General features: G+C 54.2%; 18 protein-coding genes and 1 other annotated feature. Of the genes, 14 read left to right on the plus strand and 4 right to left on the minus strand.

Annotated features, from left to right (window positions below):
- Positions 1-50 precede the first annotated feature (50 nt).
- Positions 51-1,007 carry a DUF4349 domain-containing protein gene (locus tag JOD24_RS01225; protein WP_429246167.1) on the plus strand — a complete coding sequence of 319 codons (957 nt, stop codon included), beginning with the start codon at positions 51-53 and terminating at the stop codon, positions 1,005-1,007.
- A 151-nt stretch (positions 1,008-1,158) separates the two neighbouring features.
- Here the strand turns inward: JOD24_RS01225 and JOD24_RS01230 are convergent, their stop codons facing one another.
- Positions 1,159-2,034 (minus strand): Rpn family recombination-promoting nuclease/putative transposase, encoded by an 876-nt coding sequence (locus JOD24_RS01230; protein WP_429246168.1) that lies wholly within the window; start codon positions 2,032-2,034, stop codon positions 1,159-1,161.
- 228 nt (positions 2,035-2,262) lie between these two features.
- Positions 2,263-4,167: a S9 family peptidase gene (locus JOD24_RS01235; protein WP_429246169.1), complete on the minus strand. Its 1,905-nt coding sequence runs from the start codon at positions 4,165-4,167 to the stop codon at positions 2,263-2,265.
- 336 nt (positions 4,168-4,503) lie between these two features.
- Here JOD24_RS01235 and JOD24_RS01240 point away from each other — a divergent pair, with 336 nt between their 5' ends.
- The 8 genes from JOD24_RS01240 (at position 4,504) to thiM (ending at position 13,087) form a co-directional block, all read left to right on the plus strand.
- Entirely contained in the window at positions 4,504-5,028 is a 525-nt protein-coding gene (locus JOD24_RS01240; protein WP_380162487.1) for a YqeG family HAD IIIA-type phosphatase, read from the plus strand.
- Positions 5,025-6,128, plus strand: a complete 1,104-nt coding sequence (gene yqeH / locus JOD24_RS01245; protein WP_380162489.1) for a ribosome biogenesis GTPase YqeH — start codon at positions 5,025-5,027, stop codon at positions 6,126-6,128. The genes JOD24_RS01240 and yqeH overlap by 4 nt, the downstream gene beginning before the upstream one ends.
- A gap of 95 nt (positions 6,129-6,223) precedes the next feature.
- Complete coding sequence (locus JOD24_RS01250) at positions 6,224-7,078, plus strand: shikimate dehydrogenase (protein WP_380162491.1); 855 nt, start codon at positions 6,224-6,226, stop codon at positions 7,076-7,078.
- Positions 7,075-7,677: a nicotinate-nucleotide adenylyltransferase gene (gene nadD / locus JOD24_RS01255; protein ID WP_380162493.1), complete on the plus strand. Its 603-nt coding sequence runs from the start codon at positions 7,075-7,077 to the stop codon at positions 7,675-7,677. Before JOD24_RS01250 ends, nadD begins: the two co-directional genes overlap by 4 nt.
- Positions 7,664-8,254 (plus strand): bis(5'-nucleosyl)-tetraphosphatase (symmetrical) YqeK, encoded by a 591-nt coding sequence (yqeK, locus tag JOD24_RS01260; protein ID WP_380162495.1) that lies wholly within the window; start codon positions 7,664-7,666, stop codon positions 8,252-8,254. Before nadD ends, yqeK begins: the two co-directional genes overlap by 14 nt.
- Positions 8,251-8,592 carry a ribosome silencing factor gene (rsfS, locus tag JOD24_RS01265; RefSeq protein WP_380162497.1) on the plus strand — a complete coding sequence of 114 codons (342 nt, stop codon included), beginning with the start codon at positions 8,251-8,253 and terminating at the stop codon, positions 8,590-8,592. The genes yqeK and rsfS overlap by 4 nt, the downstream gene beginning before the upstream one ends.
- Positions 8,593-8,705: 113 nt before the next feature.
- Positions 8,706-8,936 (plus strand) — a binding site (T-box leader).
- Positions 8,937-8,982: 46 nt separating this feature from the next.
- Positions 8,983-11,439, plus strand: a complete 2,457-nt coding sequence (gene leuS, locus JOD24_RS01270; RefSeq protein ID WP_429246170.1) for a leucine--tRNA ligase — start codon at positions 8,983-8,985, stop codon at positions 11,437-11,439.
- An 856-nt stretch (positions 11,440-12,295) separates the two neighbouring features.
- The gene (gene thiM, locus JOD24_RS01275) at positions 12,296-13,087 is read left to right on the plus strand and encodes a hydroxyethylthiazole kinase (RefSeq protein ID WP_380162501.1); all 792 of its coding nucleotides are present in this window, start codon (positions 12,296-12,298) and stop codon (positions 13,085-13,087) included.
- Positions 13,088-13,215: 128 nt separating this feature from the next.
- On the opposite strand, the gene comER is transcribed toward thiM, so the two are convergent.
- On the minus strand, positions 13,216-14,055 hold the full coding sequence (gene comER, locus JOD24_RS01280) for a late competence protein ComER (protein ID WP_380162503.1): 840 nt from the start codon (positions 14,053-14,055) through the stop codon (positions 13,216-13,218).
- Positions 14,056-14,175: 120 nt separating this feature from the next.
- On the opposite strand from comER, the gene JOD24_RS01285 reads away from it, so the two are divergent.
- Positions 14,176-14,817, plus strand: a complete 642-nt coding sequence (locus tag JOD24_RS01285; protein ID WP_380162505.1) for a helix-hairpin-helix domain-containing protein — start codon at positions 14,176-14,178, stop codon at positions 14,815-14,817.
- 339 nt (positions 14,818-15,156) lie between these two features.
- Positions 15,157-16,317 (plus strand): alpha-hydroxy-acid oxidizing protein, encoded by a 1,161-nt coding sequence (locus JOD24_RS01290; RefSeq protein ID WP_429246171.1) that lies wholly within the window; start codon positions 15,157-15,159, stop codon positions 16,315-16,317.
- Positions 16,318-16,469: 152 nt separating this feature from the next.
- Here JOD24_RS01290 and JOD24_RS01295 read toward each other — a convergent pair whose 3' ends face one another.
- The gene (locus tag JOD24_RS01295; RefSeq protein WP_429246172.1) at positions 16,470-16,844 is read right to left on the minus strand and encodes a YetF domain-containing protein; all 375 of its coding nucleotides are present in this window, start codon (positions 16,842-16,844) and stop codon (positions 16,470-16,472) included.
- A gap of 663 nt (positions 16,845-17,507) precedes the next feature.
- Here JOD24_RS01295 and JOD24_RS01300 point away from each other — a divergent pair.
- The 3 genes from JOD24_RS01300 to JOD24_RS01310 are packed head-to-tail and all read left to right on the plus strand — an operon-like array spanning position 17,508 to position 19,032.
- Positions 17,508-18,047, plus strand: a complete 540-nt coding sequence (locus tag JOD24_RS01300; RefSeq protein WP_380162509.1) for a MauE/DoxX family redox-associated membrane protein — start codon at positions 17,508-17,510, stop codon at positions 18,045-18,047.
- On the plus strand, positions 18,044-18,598 hold the full coding sequence (locus tag JOD24_RS01305) for a TlpA family protein disulfide reductase (protein ID WP_380162511.1): 555 nt from the start codon (positions 18,044-18,046) through the stop codon (positions 18,596-18,598). The genes JOD24_RS01300 and JOD24_RS01305 overlap by 4 nt, the downstream gene beginning before the upstream one ends.
- Positions 18,599-18,615: 17 nt before the next feature.
- Entirely contained in the window at positions 18,616-19,032 is a 417-nt protein-coding gene (locus JOD24_RS01310; RefSeq protein WP_380162513.1) for a hypothetical protein, read from the plus strand.
- The last annotated feature ends 53 nt before the right edge of the window (positions 19,033-19,085 follow it).

Raw genomic sequence — 19,085 nt, forward strand, 5'->3', positions numbered from 1 at the left:
CCCTTTCGTCCATATAGACAGTTGGAAACTGGAAAGGGGCGGTGGTTACGGTGTGGAAAAGGTGGTTGATCTGGGGGGTGTCCCTGGGGCTGTTGGCGGGTTGTTCATCCGGTGGGGCTCCGGATCAGTCGATGAGCAGTGGTCAAGTGGAAAAAAACGAATTCAGCCCGCTCTCCCGTGAGGGCTCGACGGAATCCGAGTCCGGGAAGGGGACTGCCGCTTCCGATGTGAAAAAAGCGCTGAACAAAGAAGGCGCTACCGTGGCGCAAGAGGAGCGGAAGGTGATCTACCAGGCGGAGCTGAAGATGAAAGTGCAGAACTTGAAACAGGCACAACAAGCCATGGAGGCGGCGGCCCGGAAGGAAGGAGGCTACCTGGTAGAGTCCTCTCAATCTCGGGCGAACAAGGAGAAAAAGGGAAACTATGTGTTTCGGATTCCCCAGGAGTCCTTTCAAGACTATCTGAAACAGGTGGAGAAGACGGCTCAAGAGATGGAATCCCGCAATATTACGGGCAAAGACGTCACAGAAGAGTACGTCGATCTGGAATCCCGGCTCAAAGCGAAAAAGGCGGTGGAGAAACGCCTGTTGGAGATGATGAAGGGGGCCAAAACCACGGAGGATCTGCTCAAAGTCTCTGAACAGTTGGCCCAGGTGCAAGAAGAGATCGAACAGTTGCAGGGACGATTGAAGTATCTGGAGAACCAGACGGTCTACTCGACGGTGAGGATTCAGGCTTACCAGGCGATCACCCTGGAGGAGCCGGAGGGAAAACCTGGCCTTGGGGAACAGATCACACTCGCCTTTGTGCGATCGGTGGGCTGGGTGCGGGATCTGTTTCAGGGCTTCCTGATCTTTGGCGCGGCCTTGTTGCCCCCTGTAGCCGTGGTGGCGGTGATCGGTGTTCCGATCTTTATGTGGGTTCGTCAACGTAAAAAAGAGAATCCCGAACCCTGGAAGCCTTCTGGCAACAGGGAAGGGGAGGGAGAGAAGCCGGAGGATCGCTGAAGGTAAAAGGAAACGCCGCACCCCTGAGGTGCGGCGTTTCTTCCGTTTTTCGCTGTGAAATTCCCGATGGTAATACCGGGAATAGATCCCGGGAGGGGGTAAAAGGGACTATTTACTGCCCTTTTGCGAATGACCGAAGCGGGACGGAACCTTAATGATCCGGCTTGGCCAATTTCCGGATCTCATCTTCCGTCAGTCCTGTGGCTTTGACAATCGATGAAATTTCCATCCCCATTTGCAGCAAATTTCTAGCCACCTCTACCTTCCCCTCTACCTTCCCCTCCTCCTTACCTTCCGCCTTACCTTCCGCCTTACCTTCCTCTCTAGCCCCCTCAATCTTCCAGCGTTCATCCAAGAGAGCCTTTTGGCGCATCTCGTACAGGCGGCGGGCTTCCCGGTCCTGACTCAGGAATTCCAGTGTTGTCATGGCTTTACGCAGTTTGGGTTGATCCATGGCAATCTCCTCCCATTTGCTTTTATCCAGACCTTTAAGGAAAAGCAACCACTTCACCAAGCCGGTGCCAACATCAAACGCCCCCGTCTCCAGCTTGGGCAGTTCCATAAAATGAATCTCCAAATCATCAGTTAGTAAGATGCCTGTGCGATCCTCTCGCAAATGAAAGATATTGTGGTATTGTTCGCCCGGAAGATAGCGAAAGTTAATGATGTTGATGGTGATTGTCTTTTTGAGATACCGGTAATTCTGCCCCTCGCCGAGTTGCTCTTCATACAGCTTACTCCAATAGTACAGCGTCCGCTTCTCAATATTGTGATGATTAAAGAGCTGAATCTCAATGTTAATCTGTTTGCGATCCTCGGTGACGGCCCGGATGTCCAGTATGGACAGCTTGTCGTCGAGTGCATTTTTGTCGATGTACGGATTGACGAGAGTGATCTCTTTCAACAATTCGCCTTGACTCGCCTTAAAGGTCTCATTGAGGAAGGCAAGCAGGACGTCTTTATTTTCCTCGCTCCCAAAGATTCGTTTGAATACAAAGTCCACCTTGGGGTCAAGTAGACGATTCATGGGATCACCTCACTCCACCGAAGTTTCCCGGTTGGTGATTCTAGTATATCACGGTGTTGTTTTATTCTGTCAAATTTGCGGGTTTTATGGACGATTTGGACGGGAGAAATCCAAAGCAATCGCTTCATGAGTCCAAAAGAAAGGAGAGGGATGGTTTTCCCTTCACGCCAACCACCCCGGAATGAAGCTTCCGGGGTGGTTGGCATTCCTCTGCGATGAGGCTGACGATTACGGTCTTAAATGCTTCTTGAAAAACTGTGTGATGGCGTTGTAGCAACGGATCCGGTTTTTCATCTTCAGTACATCGTGCCCCTCATTTTCAAATAGGAGGTACTCTACCTCCTTGCCCATGGAGCGTAGCCTTTCCACCAGATCACTGGACTCCGCCTCTACCACCCGAGGATCATTTTTGCCTTGGATGACCAGGAGGGGACAGGTGAGGTGATCGATATGAGTTTGGGGAGAACGATCCAGGAGAAAATCGTGATCTTTTTCCGGATGGCCGAGGGCGATATGAAAGTAGGGTTTCCAGGTTTCCGGGATGCGCTCCATGAAGCTGAACAGATTATAGGGACCAAATAGATCGACTGCGGCTGACCACAGTTCCGGATGGCGGGAGGCCAGTGTCAGAGTCATGTATCCTCCATAGGAACGGCCCACTACGGCTGCTCGAGTGGTGTCGAGGTGAGGATCTTCCGCCAGCACCTGCATGGCGTGGACATGATCCAAGCGGTCCTGTCCCCCCCAGTCCCGATCCACTCGCTTCGTATAATCCAAGCCATAGCCGGTGCTACCCCGGACATTGGGCACAAATACACTGAACCCTTGTAGGGTAAGAAATTGGATCAGTGGCATGGAAAACCAAGCGAAATCCGGTCGTTCCTGGCCTTGTGGTCCCCCGTGGACGTAGTAGATTAGCGGTCGCGGTCCCGTAAAGCCCAGCTGTTCTGAGGGACGGTAGAGTCGGGCGGAGATGCGGAGGCCGTCATGGGAGATGAAGGAGGCATCCTCCCCAGGGGAAAGCTGTTTTGGATCCAGACCTAGGGTCTTTTCCTGAGTGCGGCGGATGATGCTTTGGCGGTGTTCTCCTTCCACAGTATACAACTGGATCGGAGAAGTGGCGGAGGAGAAGGCGAGAGCGTAGCGGTCCCCCTTTCTATCATAGGAGAATCCCTGTAAGACACCACCGTCTAGCGGGGAGTGTCCGCAGATCACCCGGTCGAGCCTCATTTTGCGGGGGGAATCCTCCCAAATGCCTTCATACAGCCAGGAAACGCCATCGATATTGTATTCGATTGCATAGCGGGAACCCTTCAGATGCTTCAGAGAAACCATTTCTCCCTGGCCGGTGTGTACCGTACCGGTCACCTCCACCTGTTGAACTTCCCCAGGCTCAGACAGGTCCAGCCACCCCAGTCCGTATGTATCCTCAAACAGCGCGGTGCGGAAGAGGAGCCCGCGATTCCCTGCAGTGAAGTGGCAGTCGGAGATCCCATTCAGTGGCACCTGCTCCCGATCGGACCGTTCTTCCAGAGGAGTTCCGTAGAGCCGTTTCGCTTCCCCCTCCCCCTGTTTCCACAGATAGAGCACGTGGTCTCCCACAGTATAACTGTCCCCGATGACAGCCTGGGTATGGTCCTCACTGACGCCCTCCACCCAGGCATCCCAGGGACTGTGGGCCAGCTGAACCAGCTCGCCGGTTTTCAGGTGACCCTGATAAGCTTCATGAAGGGACTCTTGTCTGGATTCCACGGACAGGTAGATGAGGTTACGCTCTGGATCTCCGCTAATCAAGTGGGCACGGTAGGAGGTGAAGGTGTCGCCGAAGGCCGGCTCGGGAAACCCACCCTCGATGGGAATCCGCATCGGTTGGTAATTTTCATCCCCATCCGCATCGATCATCACCAGGATCTGGCCCAGCTGGGGAAAGATAAGATAAGGTTCCCCACCGACGAGATCGGGATTTTGCAGAGCGATATGTCCCGGCAGGAGCGGTTGTGGAATGCCGCCCTTCACTTCCACGGAATAGAGATTCAAATGTCCGCCAAGGTCACTGATAAAATAAAGCCGATCCCCTACCCAGCGGGGGCTGAGGAAGAGACGCGCCGACAGAAGGGATTCAATTCGTGCCATTTCAACCTCTCCTTTGCGTGGTTTACTTACTACTATTTTGTAGGGAAAAAGACAGGCGTGTTGATTCACCCTATTTCAGGTAGGAAATCAGGTCAGGATGGTGGGACGGTGAAGAGCGAAAGGGTCGTTTCGTTTCCATCATCCACTTTATGGTTTATCAACAGAAAAAAGCACCTTATCACCTTGATGTCTACCTGGTGAATTCTTCTATCTACAGTTTACTGACACGGATGGAGATTGCCAAGGGCCTGCGGCCCCAGGGGCTTTGCTACTTTCTTTTGCGGTGTGGTATAGTTAGTGCCGATATAACCACGTTTTCGGTGATGAGGTGGCGTTTTGTTGAAGCGGATGATTCCTAATGAATTTGTTCAATCCATTTATGAAATCGATTGGAACTCCCTGCAACGGCGGGGGGTGAAGGCGGTGGTGGCGGATCTGGACAACACCCTGGTGGAAACGACTCGGCCAGAAGCGACTCCGGAGTTGGTCAGCTGGTTGGATCAGTTGCGAGGGATGGGATTTAAAGTGATGATTGTCTCCAATAACAATCTCACCCGAGTCTCCCGGTTTGCAACCCCCTTGCGCGTCCCCTATATCCACCGGGCGAAAAAGCCCCTCTCCGCTGCCTTCAGACGAGCGCTGAACCGGTTGGAAGTGGATGCCGGCGAGACCGTGATGATCGGCGATCAGTTGATTACCGATGTGTTCGGGGGAAACCGTCTGGGTCTTTATACGATTTTGGTGGTTCCAGTCTCCCAGGGGGAGGGATTCTTCACCCGGTTGAACCGGAGGGTGGAGCGCTTGGTGTTTTGGTGGATGAAAAAGCGAGGACTGTCGGTTGGGGAGGGACGTAATAAATGATGGAACAGGAAATCCAGTGTGAAGGGTGTGGAGTTCCACTGCAGACGGAGCATCCGGAGAAGCCGGGTTATATGCCTCCGGTAGCTCTGGAACGGGAGCATCCCATCTGCAAACGTTGTTTTCGGATTCGTCACTATAATGAAGTGGCGCCGGTGGAGCACGATCCGGATGCCTATCTGAGGATGTTGGGGGAGATCAGCCACCGACAGGCGCTGGTGGTTCAAGTAGTGGACCTGTTCGATCTGTCAGGCAGTTGGATTCCGGGGATTCAGCGGCATACCGGCGGCAATCCGATCCTTATCCTGGGCAATAAGCTGGATCTCTTCCCCAAGTCGGCTAAGGTGCAGCGTCTGAAAGAATGGGTCTATCATACCGTCGGCGAGTTGGGTGTCAAGCCGGTGGATGTGGTCTTGACCAGTGCGGCCAAGGGGTTTCATTTTGATAAAGTGGCCCAGGCGATTGAGACTTGCCGGCAGGGCCGAGATGTCTTTGTGACGGGGACGGCCAATGTGGGCAAGTCCACTCTGATTAACCGGTTGCTGAAGGAGTTTGGCAGCGGGGAAGAGGTGATCACCACCTCCCCCTACCCTGGAACCACCCTGGATACCATCCATATCCCTTTGGAAGGGGAGCGAGAGCTGGTGGATATGCCGGGAATCGTGCGGCGGGACCGGTTGAGTGAGTGGGTGGCGCCGGAGGAGCTGGGTCAGATTCTGCCTCAAAGTGAGATCAAACCGAAGGTTTATCAACTGAACGAGGGACAGACTCTCTTTTTCGGTGGCTTGGCCCGGATGGATTACAGCGCAGGGAAGCGTCAGCCCTTTGTCTGTCATATGGCCAACTCCCTTTATATTCACCGTACCAAGCTGGCTCGGGCGGATGAAGTTTGGGAGAATCATCGGGGGGAGCTCCTGTCCCCGCCGAAGGACCCCTCTTCTTTGCCGGCGCTGGTGCGTCACACCTTTCATCTCGACGGTAAACAGAAACAAGATCTGGTCATCTCCGGACTGGGCTGGATCGCCACAGGCAAAGAGCGGGCTCAGGTCGAACTGTGGGTGCCACGTGGGGTGGGCGTGGAAGTACGGCCGGCGATCCTGTAGAAACATAGGTTGGTTTATCTAAAAATAGAGGAGGGTAGGGCTCGAATTCCTAGAAGTGTTGTGAAATACCCGTTCACAGGGAGGGGGGAAACAGAATGAAACTGGAGGCGGAGACAGAAAAGACAGGATTAGTCGGCCACCCAGTGGCCCATTCTAAATCACCGGTGATGATGAATGAAGCCTTCAGTCAGGAAGGACTTCCTTGGATCTATCTCGCCTTTGACGTGGACTCTGAAGAGCTGGGGCAGGCGGTGGCGGGATTGAAGAGCCTCGGTTTTCGAGGCTGGAATGTGACCCTTCCCCACAAGGTGGCTGTGATGGAGCATCTGGATGAGATCGAGGAAAGCGCCCAGGAGATCGGAGCGGTCAATACGGTGATTCAGCAGGACGGCCGCCTGATCGGCACCAACACTGACGGTGCCGGTTACCTGGAGTCTTTGGTGCGAGAGACGGGCTTTGATGTCAAAGGGCGGCGGGTAGTGATTCTGGGGGCCGGCGGTGCGGCTCGTGCCGTCAGCTACACCCTGGCCCGAGCAGGGGCGGAGCAGATCCGGATCGTGAACCGGACGGAAAAAAAAGCGCAAGACTTGGCGGAACACCTTCGCCGTTGGACCCGTGCCGACGGGATTTCTCCGGGAGAAGCCAGCATCGCAATCCGGGAGGCGGACTTGTTGGTACAGACCACCTCGGTAGGCATGCATCCCCACCTGGAAGGCTGTCCGGTGGATCCTGCCTCTCTCCACGGGGATCTCCTGGTGAGTGACTTGATCTATCGTCCACGGCAGACCCGCTTGTTGCGGGAAGCGAAAGCCCGAGGGGCGCAGGTGCACAGTGGGCTGGGGATGCTACTTTACCAGGGGGCATTGGCCTTTGAACGGTGGACGGGCCGACGAGCCCCGGTGAAGCGGATGGGCGAGGTTTTGAAGCAGTCACTGGAGGAGTCGGGATGAAGACAGGGAAGAAAATCGGGATCTACGGGGGCACCTTTGATCCGATCCATATCGGTCACCTGATGATGGCCGAACAGGCCCGCCAGGCGGTGGGATTGGAGGAGGTCTGGTTTGTGCCGGCCTCCACTCCTCCTCATAAACGAGACGTTTCCGCTTCCGCCAAGGACCGGTTGGCCATGGTGGAACGGGCGGTGGCAGACCATCCCTCCTTCCGGGTTTCCCGGGCAGAGATGGATCGGAGCGGACCTTCCTACACTGTGGACACAGTGCGGCTGCTCTGTCAGGAACAGCCGGATACTCGTTTTTTTCTGATAATGGGTGCAGATATGGTGCTTGATTTGCCGCGATGGGTTAGAATAGAAGAAATCCTTGCTTCAGTGGAAGTAATCGGTCTGATGCGGGTGGGGGTGAAGTTGGATAGGAGGCGGATTCCCGACCATATTAAGAACAGGGTCACCTGGGTCAGGGAAGGGGTCTGGGTGAATCTCTCCTCTACCTGGATCCGGGAGCGGGTAGCGGCAGGAGGCTCCGTCCGATATTTCGTCCCCGAGTCGGTCAGACAGTATATGGAGGAGCATCGACTCTATGAATCGAAATGAACTGGCGGAAGCCGTCCGGAAGCAATTGCCGAAGACTCGTTGGGAGCACACCCTGCGGGTGGTGGAGACGGCCGTGGAACTGTCCGATCGTTTTGGAGCGGACCGGGAGCAGGCCCGGCTGGCTGCACTCTTACACGATTATTGTAAGTTTTGGCCACAGGAGCAGATGGCAGAGATCATTCGGGAGCGTGGCTTGTCCCAGGATTTGTTGGAGTATCATGTGGAACTGTGGCATGCCCCGGTGGGGGCGGAGGTGGTCAGGGAAGATTTGGGGATTGAAGATGAAGCGGTGTTGGATGCGATCCGTTATCATACCACAGGCCGGCCGCATATGTCTTTATTAGACAAAGTGATCTTCCTAGCGGATTATATTGAACCGGGAAGACAGTTTCCTGGAGTGGAGGAAGTACGTGAGTGGGCCCGCAAGGATTTGGATCAGGCCGTGTGGAAGTCATTGGACAAGACGCTGGTTTTTCTCATCGGGAAAAATCAAAAAGTCTATCCCCTGACCTGGGCTGCCCGCAATGACATGGTGGACCGGGTCCACCAACCAAGATCGAAGGAGGAATCTCTTTGAACCTAGTGGAAATCGCCCAAGTGGCGGCTGCGGCCGCTGAGGAGAAGAAAGCCCAACACGTCAGTATTCTCGATATTCGAGGCTTGTCTGTGATCGCTGATTATTTTGTGATTTGTCATGGAAATTCTCAGACACAGGTGCAGGCGATCGCTGAATCCATCAAAGATAAGATGGAACAAGTGGGATCTCCCCCGCGAGCGGTGGAGGGCTTGTCCGAAGCACGTTGGGTGTTGATCGACCTCGGCGATGTGGTCGTCCATGTCTTCCACAAGGACGAGCGGGATTTCTACGATTTGGAGCGTCTGTGGGGAGATGCAGCTCAAGTGAATGCCCAATAACTGGATGTGTGCACCCAGTGCAAACAAAAAACGGGAAGATCGTTGACATGGATCCAATGTATTGCATATAATGTTAATTAAATTATTAAGCGGTAGCATGAGAACCCTATTTAAATCAGGTGATGACGGGGAGCAGTAATCTGTAACCTCCTGCCCAGAGAATCGGCGGCCGGTGCGAGCTGATGTGGAGGAACAGGTGAACTCACTCCGTCGCCTCACAGGGGAAGGGATCGAGTATCCTGTGACGATTGATCCCCGATAACGGATCTGGAAGAGCGGGCATCCATCGGATGCCAAGCAGGGTGGTACCGCGGGAGATTGTGAACCAACCTCTCGTCCCTGGCAACCGAGCCGGGGGCGGGAGGTTTTATATGTCTGGAGGGTGATTACGTGAAAAAGTACATACCTCAGGAGATCGAGCCCAAGTGGCAACAGATCTGGGAAGAAAATGATGCTTACCGGACACCGGAACAGGTGTCCGACCGACCGAAATTCTATGCACTGGAGATGTTTCCCTATCCTTCGGGGGAAGGGCTCCATATGGGACACGTGCGCAATTACTCTATGGGAGACCTGGTTGCCCGCTTTAAGCGAATGAACGGTTACGAAGTGATCCATCCGATGGGTGCCGATGCTTTTGGGATGCCTGCTGAAAACGCTGCCATTCAACGAGGGGTGAATCCTCGGGAGTGGACATTAAACAATATGAAACGGATTCGGGAGGAGCAGACTCGGCTCGGTATATCCTATGACTGGGACCGGTATGTGGGAACTTGCACTCCGGAATATTACCGGTTCAGCCAGTGGTTGTTCCTGCTTTTCCACGAGCGGGGGTTGGCCTACCGCAAACAGGGGGCGGTCAACTGGTGCCCCGATTGCCAGACCGTGCTCGCCAACGAACAGGTGGAAGACGGCCGTTGCTGGCGCTGTGATTCCGTGGTGGAGAAAAAGGAACTGGAACAGTGGTTCTTGCGCATCACCGATTATGCCGACCGGCTGGTGGAAGATCTGGAAAAATTGCCGAAATGGCCCGAACAGGTCAAAATGATGCAGCGCAACTGGATCGGCCGCAGTGAAGGAGCCGAGGTAGTCTTTACCCTTCCGGAACAGGAAGAAGAGCGGATTTCCGTCTTCACTACCCGGCCCGACACCCTCTATGGGGTCACCTATCTGGTGCTTGCCCCGGAGCATCCCTTGGTTAAGCAACTGATCCAGGGTAGAGAAGGGGAAGAGGAGATCCGCACTTTCATCCGGGAGATGAAGAACCAGCCGGAGCGTGCCCGCACCGGCTCTGATGTGAAAAAAATCGGCTATGACACCGGGGCCAAAGCCCGACATCCCCTGACTGGGGAAGAAGTACCGATCTGGGTGGCGAACTATGTCCTGATGGACTACGGTACGGGAGCGGTGATGGGGGTTCCGGCCCACGATGAGCGGGACTTTCTGTTTGCCCAACAATACGGTCTTCCCATTCGAACCGTGGTCCAGTCCCAAAAAGGAGAGGCTTCTGGGGAAGAGGCGTATACGGCGGAGGGGGTTTTGGTGAACTCCGGACCCTTTGACGGTATGGACAACCGCCAAGCGATCGGGGCGATCGCCGATCACTTGACCCAAGTAGGGAAAGGAAAGAAGACGATCACTTACCGGTTGCGGGATTGGTTGATCTCCCGCCAACGTTATTGGGGATGCCCCATCCCCATCGTCTATTGCGATTCTTGCGGTACCGTGCCGGTCCCCAAGGAAGAGTTGCCAGTGATGGTGCCGGAGGATGTGGTCTTTGACGGCAAGAGCAATCCCCTCACCACATCGGAAAGCTTTGTCCATACCACCTGTCCTTCCTGTGGTGGAAAGGCGCGTCGGGAGACAGACACGATGGATACCTTCATCGACTCTTCCTGGTATTTTTTGCGCTACACCGACCCCCGCAACACCGACAAACCCTTTGACCCTGAGTTGGCCAACCAATGGATGCCGGTGGACTTTTACGTCGGGGGGGTGGAACATGCGGTGCTCCACCTGCTGTACTCCCGTTTCTTCACCAAGGTGTTGCATGATGCGGGGATGGTGGAGGCGATTGAACCTTTTGAACAATATTTCCCGTTGGGCATGGTGCTGAAGGATGGGGCTAAAATGTCCAAGTCCAAAGGAAATGTCGTCTCCCCGATGGAGATTATCGACCGTTACGGAGCGGACACCGCCCGTCTGTTCATTCTGTTTGCTGCTCCGCCTGATGGGGAGCTGGACTGGAACGATGCCGGGGTGGAGGGGAGTCACCGCTTTCTGAATCGTGTCTGGCGGATGGTGCAACAACACAAGGAGTTGGTTCGCAATCGGCCGGTGGCACAGTTGGAAGGAAAAAAGGCCAAGGAGCTGAACCGCGTTCTGCAGCAGACCATAAAAAAAGTGGGCGGGGATGTGGGAGACCGCCTTCAGTTCAATACCGCCGTCAGTGCGATCATGGAGCTAATCAATGCGATTCACGCATATCCCGCCGATGCAGATCAAGGGGTGTTGGCCGAGGCGGTGGAACAGGCGATCATCCTGCTGGCGCCCTTTGTCCCTCATATCACTGAGGAGATGTGGCAGGAGTTGGGCCATGAATCCAGTGTTCATGACCAGTCCTGGCCTTCCTTTGATGCAGACGCCCTCCTCTTGGATGAAGTGGAAATGGCGGTGCAGATCAATGGCAAGGTCCGTCACAAGGCGGTCGTCCCCACCGGTGCAGATCGCAAGGAAGTGGAGTCCCAGGTGCTGGCGGAAGAAAAAGTGAAAAGCCTCCTGGAAGGAAAAATGATCCGCAAAGTGATCGTCGTTCCCGGCAAACTGATCAATATCGTCGCCAACTGACAAAGGGGAGGAAGGATCCCCAGACCTGATTTACGAGATTTTCTGGTGTAAGTGATCGAGAAAAACTTGGGTGTCGAACTGGGAGATCCGATCCCGAACTCGAAGCGTTGTGAAAAATCGTCATAACCATAACCATAAAACACAAATCGTGCCTGGGGTTGCTTCGCTCTTCCATGCTACCCAGGGAGGATGGGGTTTCCCATGGAGTGATTTTGGATCGAAGAACTTTGACGCCGGAATGGGAAATCTCATCCCGCCCCTCTGCAACTGTAGTAAATCACAACGCCTGTAGGGATATCCAACACCAGGCGTGTTGATTAGCCATATTTTGGATGGGGAGATCGTGTTCACCCACGCGACCGTTGCCATCCGGCAAGGAAGTGAAAACTGGCCGCTCCAAATCCTCCGATCGGGCAGGGGCAAAGCCTTACGGAAGCAACACAGGGAAGATGTTGCCCCTAAACGCCCTCCCTCCAGATTCTCCGCTGGGTAGGATGGCAAAGGTCGCTTTGGCAGCACACGACTCCCTTCCGCTGCCCATTTTCTGGTTAATCAACAGCCCTGATCCAACACAATCCTGGAAACCAACCGTCGTCCCTGTGTTGCCTCTGTCAGGCTTTGTTTCTTACCGAGGCATCGGTGCGTGGGCGAACATCCCTACCCCAAAGGGCGAAGTAACCTACCTGAAAAAATCTATCTTATTTGCGTACAGGGGTGCCATTGGCTGAGAGGGATTCTGCCCAACCCTTTGAACCGGATCCGGACGATACCGGGAAGGGAGTACAGGGCCAAGTATATCTCTGGCCGCTCCCGGCGGGGGCGGCCTTTTTGCATGCATAATTCAGGAGGCGAGCAAATGAATTGGAACCCTGATCTCATCCAAGAAGTGAGGAAGAGACGCCCGCTGGTGCATCAGATCACCAATGAGGTGACCGTCAACGATTGTGCCAACATCACTCTCAGTTGCGGTGCGTCTCCGGTGATGGCTTATGCCCCGGAAGAAGTGGCGGAGATGGCAGCATTGGCCTCGGCTTTGGTATTAAACATCGGGACCCTGAATGCAAATCAAGTGGAGAGTATGATCCAGGCAGGAAGAGCCGCCAATGAAAAAGGAATTCCTGTGGTGCTGGATCCAGTGGGAGCAGGGGCTACCTCCTTCCGGACGGACTCAGCCAAGAGACTGTTGGAAAAGGTCCACATCTCCCATCTAAAAGGAAACGCTGGGGAGATTGCGACTCTGGCGGGAGAAGTGTCCCAGGTTCGTGGTGTCGATTCAGGAGAAGTGGATCATATTCGAACCATCGCCGTTCGAGCGGCCCGAAAATGGGGACTGACTATCATCGTCACCGGGGAGAAGGATGTGATTACCGATGGAGACAAGTGGGTTGAGGTTTCCAACGGACACCCCCTGATGGCCACCGTTACCGGAACCGGCTGCATGTGCGCGCCGGTGGTAGCCGCCTTTGCTGCGGTCTCCAATGATCCGGTGGCTGCCTCCGTTGCTGCCATGGTCACCTATGGAATCGCAGCGGAGCAGGCGGGGCGGGTAGCCGAGGGACCAGGCAGTTTCCGATGGAGACTCTTCGATGCATTACACGCCCTCGACGGTGAGGGCGTGAGAGATTCTGCCCAGGTACAGAGTGGCTGATTTACGGTGAGACAGGAAAGGATGTAACATCTCTGATCTCTTGCAAAAAGCGGAAGGGGTTGCCTTCCGCTTTTTCGCGGGTATGGTATACTAAATATATCCTTTGATAGCATCTTTTTCTTGCCCCGTCAGACTTTTTTTTCTACTTCTGGGAAGAGGGATTGTTGTACTTTATGGATGTCCTCCTCGTATTTGTCGTGGGTTAACCGGAACAGATCGTGAAAAAGAGTGCCTAGGTCCCGTTCCAACAGGTGGAGGCCTTCTCGGGTGATTCCGCCGGGTACAGCCACCCGTTCCTGGAGGCTCTGTAGTGTGAAGTTTCCTTCCGCCAAGAGATGCCCCAGTCCTTGAGCCATCTGGGTGACGAGGGAGATTGCCGTCTCCCGTGGAAGGCCGGTTTCCTTCACGGCGGCTTCCGCCATCTGTTCCATGAGGTTGGCGAGAAAGGCAGGGGCACAGCAAGCCAGATCGGAGGCAATTCGGGTGTGTGCCTCATCGACATGGAGAGGACGACTGATACTGCTAAACAGGTCCCACAATTTTTCCCGGTCCTCTCGATGGAGGCGGGAGCCGGGGATAAATAGGGAGTTACCGGAGTAGACAGCATGGGTGATGCTGGGGATCACTTTGGCTACCTTTGCAGGCAACCACTGTTCCAGATCCCGGACCATTACTGGACTGGTGATGGAGACCACAATTTGTTCTGCCTGGACTACATCCTGAATCTCTTCCAGTACTCGGCGGAATTCTCCGGGTTTGACACAGAGGAAGAAACAATCCGATTCTTGGGCGACTTGGCGGTTGTCTGCTGCCACCCGAAGTCCCGGGAACTCATCAGCCAAGCCTTCCGCCTTGGCCCGGGTGCGATTGCTCACGAGGAGTTCGGAGGGTTGCAGTTTGCCGGACCGAATCCAAGCTTCCACCAGGATGCGGCCCATACTGCCGGTGCCGATCACGCCGTGGGTCATCTTTCTCCCTCCCTGGAGTGGCGATAGGGTACCGTCTTGCGGTGTTAGTAACTTTCTATTCATCCATACGCTAAGGACGCGGAAATATGATGCGCAACAGATGGGAAAGGAGGCAAAATCATGTGGGATCAAGGGGGATGGACTCCCCGAGAAAAAGGATTGGCAGTGGCGGCGGGTGTGTTCCTTTTTTTGTTGATCGGAGTCGGAATCTCCCTGTGGACCGGGGAGGATTCAGGGACGGAACCGGAGTTACAACCCTACTCGCAGCCAGAGAAGACCGCCGTTCCTAAAGAGGAAGACAAAGAGGAGAAACCGACAGAACTGGTGGTGGACGTCAAAGGGGAAGTAAAAAAACCGGGGGTTTATCGCCTCTCTGCGGATGCCCGGGTGGAAGAAGCGTTGCGCAAGGCGGGGGGACCTACGTCACGGGCGGATATGGATCAAGTCAACCTGGCTCAGCCCCTCTCTGATGGAATGGCTCTCTACATCGCTGCTGAAGGGGAGGAGGTGCCACCGGGAATTTCTGCGGGAGCTTCGGGGACGAGTGGGTCCGGAGGGGAAGCGGAACAAACCATCAACGTCAACACTGCTTCGCAGGAGGAATTGCAACAACTCAATGGCATCGGCCCTTCCAAAGCAGAGGCGGTCATCCAACACCGGGAGGAGAACGGACCTTTCACCTCCGTCGATCAGCTCACGGAAGTCCCGGGGATCGGGGAGAAGACATTGGACCAGCTACGAGATCAGGTGACGGTACAGTGAAGCACCATGACTGTCGGCGGGTCTTGAAATCTGAACAAGGTGGGAGGGAACATTCTGCCCCGTGAATTCAGAATAGACATGCAAACGGGGGTTCCTTTTATTAGAAGGATAACCAGGGTCGGGAGGGTGGGGCGGGGAAGATCCTTTGCGCTTTTTGCAAGAGATTGTAGCCGTTCCACCCTCCCTGTCTCCCGAGCCATATTCTCACTTGAGGGCAAGTAGGGGGGATCTATCCATTTATGTAATCCATTTCTTGTCTAATCAATACGCCTGAAGGAAAATAAAAAAGTGCTTCTTTGGAACAATAGATTTGAACTTCATTCTTCGGGGGGATTCATGTTGATCGTCAACGGTGAAGAGATTCAGATGAGATACTATGAAAGCGGGGATCAAGGAGCCCAAGCTTTGCCGGTATCCTTGGAGGAGTGGGAGGAACGGGCGAGGAAAAAGCTGGCGACCGGTCCCTTCGGCTATGTATATGGTGGAGCAGGAGCAGGGGACACCCTGCGTGCCAATACCGATGCATTCCAAAACTATCGGATCCGGCCGCGGATCTGTTGTGATACCACCCAGCGTGACCTTTCCGTCAAGTTACTGGGGAAGCAGGTCCCCTTTCCCTTTATGCTGGCTCCGATCGGGGTTCTCTCCATTCTCCACCCCGATGCAGAGTTGGCAGTGGCCCAGGCAGCGGCCAAACTGGGGGTTCCATACATCCTGAGCAACGTCTCCACCCGATCCATGGAAGAAGTGGCGGAAGCGATGGGAGATGCGCTGCGGTGGTTTCAACTGTATCCACCGATCAATAGTGAATTGAGCCAAAGTTTTTTGCAACGGGCAGAAGCCGCTGGGTACTCTGCCATCGTAGTGACGGTGGATTCCACCTTACTCGGATGGCGGGAGACAGATCTTACCAATGTTTACCTCCCCTTTCTGAGCGGACATGGCATGGGGAACTACTTCAGCGATCCCGTTTTCCTTGCGGATCTGGAGGAGCCTCCGGAGAAAAATCTGAGGGCAGCAGCCAAGAAAGCGCTGGATGAAGGAAACAACACCCACTTCACGTGGAAAGAATTGGAGTGGATTAAGCAACAAACTCCCTTGCCTGTTTGGCTCAAGGGAGTGACGCATCCAGATGATGCGGTGTTGGCCGTGGAGCACGGCGTGGATGGAATCATCGTCTCCAATCATGGAGGGCGGCAACTGGACGGAGCCGTGGCGACTCTGGAAGTCCTGCCTTCCATCTGTGAAGCGGTCCGAGAAAAGGTCCCCGTGATTCTGGACAGCGGTGTTCGCCGAGGGGCGGATATCCTGAAAGCCATCTCCCTCGGGGCTACTGCCACCCTGATCGGTCGTCCCTTCGCTTATGCCTTGGCTGTGGCAGGTCAGAAGGGGGTAGAGTCGGTCCTTGAAAATCTGATTGCGGAAACCGAGTTGCAATTGGGGATTTCCGGACGCGGTTCGATCCGGGAGGTGGATCGTTCCCTGGTGATGAAGGTGTAGGATCAATCCGATTTGGGGGAGATTTCCTTTCGATGGCCGTGTTCCCTTACCTCAGTGAATATGTTGTCTCGTTGTTGGTTTGGGGAGGTCTCCTTTGGCACCATCCATATCTTTTCCAAGTCTCCGATGGTTACCGGTTGGGCATGACGCATTCACTCATAACCAAACTCCCCGTTCACCTCGATCGTGCCGGTTTTTACATCGGCGAAGGAATGAATCCCCTTACTTCTCATCCGCCCTTCTAACTGATCAACGGACATCCGTATCTTTTCAGGTTTTCTTGGAGTTCCCCGTTTTTGATGACCACAGTGTCTCTCCTCAGGAATAACACATGACCAACAGGCAGTCGAAGATGCATAGCACGATGGCGGTCTTCTGCACGGAACTGCATAACCGATCATCGATGCCATTCCCAGGAGGGTGATCAGTTCCAGTCCGGTCATCTCCGAAGCCACCTTCTTCCCAGCGATCCAGATCAGAATATACCCTACTGTCAAGATGGCAAAGGCTTGCCAAATGGAACTCATGGAATCCCCCTTTTGCAAAATGGGCTTTAATTTTACGCGTTGTTTTAATCGGATGTCACCAATGGCTGGGCCGGGCCATAGTCTGCATTAAGAGGGTTTTATCCTGGGGTGTGGAAAAGCAAGATCAGGCGTGTTGATTAGCTATATTTTAGGTGGGAGAGGTCGTGTTCGCCCAGGCTCGATGCCATCCTACAAGGAGGTGGTGACGGTTCACTTCGAATCTACCATCGGGCAGGGGCAAAGCCGGGAGGTCAGCAACACAAGGATGAATGTTGCTCCTAAAATGCCCTTTCGTAAAACTTCTCCGCTAGGTAGGATGGCTTCCTTAATCTAGAGCTTCAGCTCTTTTAAATTGTAGTGCCTGTGGTGCTACCTTTTAATTCAGGGCTTCAGCCTATCAGATTAGAGTACCTTGGCGCAAAGGTCGCTTTGCACCCATAAGGCGCAAGTCTCGCCAGGGTCACTACCGCTCCCAGATCTCGCTATAGCAGCACACGACTCCCTTCGCCGCCTATTTTGATTAATCAACACCCTGGATTCAAGTATTTAAGAAAAGACGGTACCCTCCGGGATAGGCCAGATCTGTCCCGACCGGCTCGTCACAGATCCGGATTTACCACACCCTGGAGATCGAGTTCCAATAAGTCAGGGGAAGATGGTGCCATGGTTTATAGTGTCTTGACGGTTTATTTGGCTTTAACTTTTTTGTTTTCAGCGATCGCCAAGTTGCGCCACATGGGATCTTTCGTAGAAGTGACCCAGGCCTATGAAGTTCTGTCCTCTCCCTGGGACCGAATCTTCGCCTGTCTGTTGCCGTTTTTGGAAATGGGGGCGGTCGTTTTTCTGCTGTTCCGGCAAACCCATGTGTGGGGAGTATGGATCCTGGTGGGATTGTTGTCGGTTTTCGCCTGGGCTGTAGGGTCGGTGATTCATTCCGGGCGAGTAATCACCTGCGGTTGCTATGGGAAATGGATGGATGCCCAGGCGGATCGGTTTACGCTCCTCAAGATCGCGTCTCTCGGGGTGGTCTGCATGGTACTGCTAGGGGGACAAATCTCAGGTGCGGGCATCGATCTTCGGGCCCTTCCGCTCACCAGTGGTGCGATTCTTTTTCTTTTGTCCCTGTTGGCGCAAAAAATATGGATTTCTTACCAAAACAGTCTGGCCAGACTTCGACACCCGCAGAAAGGAGAAAGACCGTGAATGAAGTGTTGTTGTATTCCAACATTTTGTTGTGGTTAGCGGTGTTGTTAATCGGGTTTACCCTGTTCATCATTTTCCGCCAATTTGGTGAAGTCTATTTAAGTACGGGAGAAAGCATCGCCCGGGATGGAATTGCCATCGGGGAACGAGCCCCCTCTCTCTCTCATCGCAAAACTTGGAACGGGCAACCGGTCCTCTCCCAGGGAGCCAAGCCGGTGCTCCTGGCCTTTCTCAGCCCGGCCTGCAAGGTTTGTATCGATTTAATTCCGGATTGGAATCAGGCGGTTCATCAACACCGAGCAATCCATTTTCGTGCCATCCTCGTCGGGGACCGACCCTCATCGGAGAAAATTTTGCAGGAACAGGCTTTGGAAGGAGAGGTGCTCTTTGATGAGGATCAAGGCATCCTGGGGGAATATCGGGTGCGGGTGACTCCTTTCGCCTTAATCATGGATGAAGGGGGTGTGGTACGGGGCAAAGGGCTCTGTAATGACACGGGACATATTGACCACTTGATCTCTTATCTGGAGAGTGAATCGGTGGCCGTGTAAAGAAGGGAGAGAAGAGGGTGCAAAGAGGGGAAAAAGTTCGTAGATTGGCAGAGAAAATCGCCAGATCTGTGAGCGGAAAAGAAGAGTGGAAAGTGATGACGGCGAGTGCTTTTCAGTCCTTAATGAAATTTTCCATGTGGCCCTTTTATACCTTGGCGGTCTCCCCTCGTTGGTGTGAAGTCAGCCGACCGGGAGATCGTTGCCATCCCCCCTACGGCCGTTTTTGTGGGGGTTGCCCCGATGCTAGCGGTAATAGCAAGTGTCCGGCAGGGTATCAAGTCTCCTATGCTTGGTGGAATCAAACCGGTTGTTGGTGCGAGACTTCTTCCACAGTGACCCTGGTCTGTTGCGATTGCACTGCGGAAAGTGACCCTTCGATTCAGCATCCCACGGATTGTGGTTGCAGTTGGGCTGTCCCCAACGGTATGCAGTAAATTTATAGGAGGTGAAAGGATGATGGATTTTTCCCAGTGGCTCACCGCGGGAG

The sequence above is a fragment of the Kroppenstedtia sanguinis genome (genome assembly GCF_050433445.1).
GTDB classification, from domain to species: Bacteria; Bacillota; Bacilli; order Thermoactinomycetales; family DSM-45169; genus Kroppenstedtia; species Kroppenstedtia sanguinis.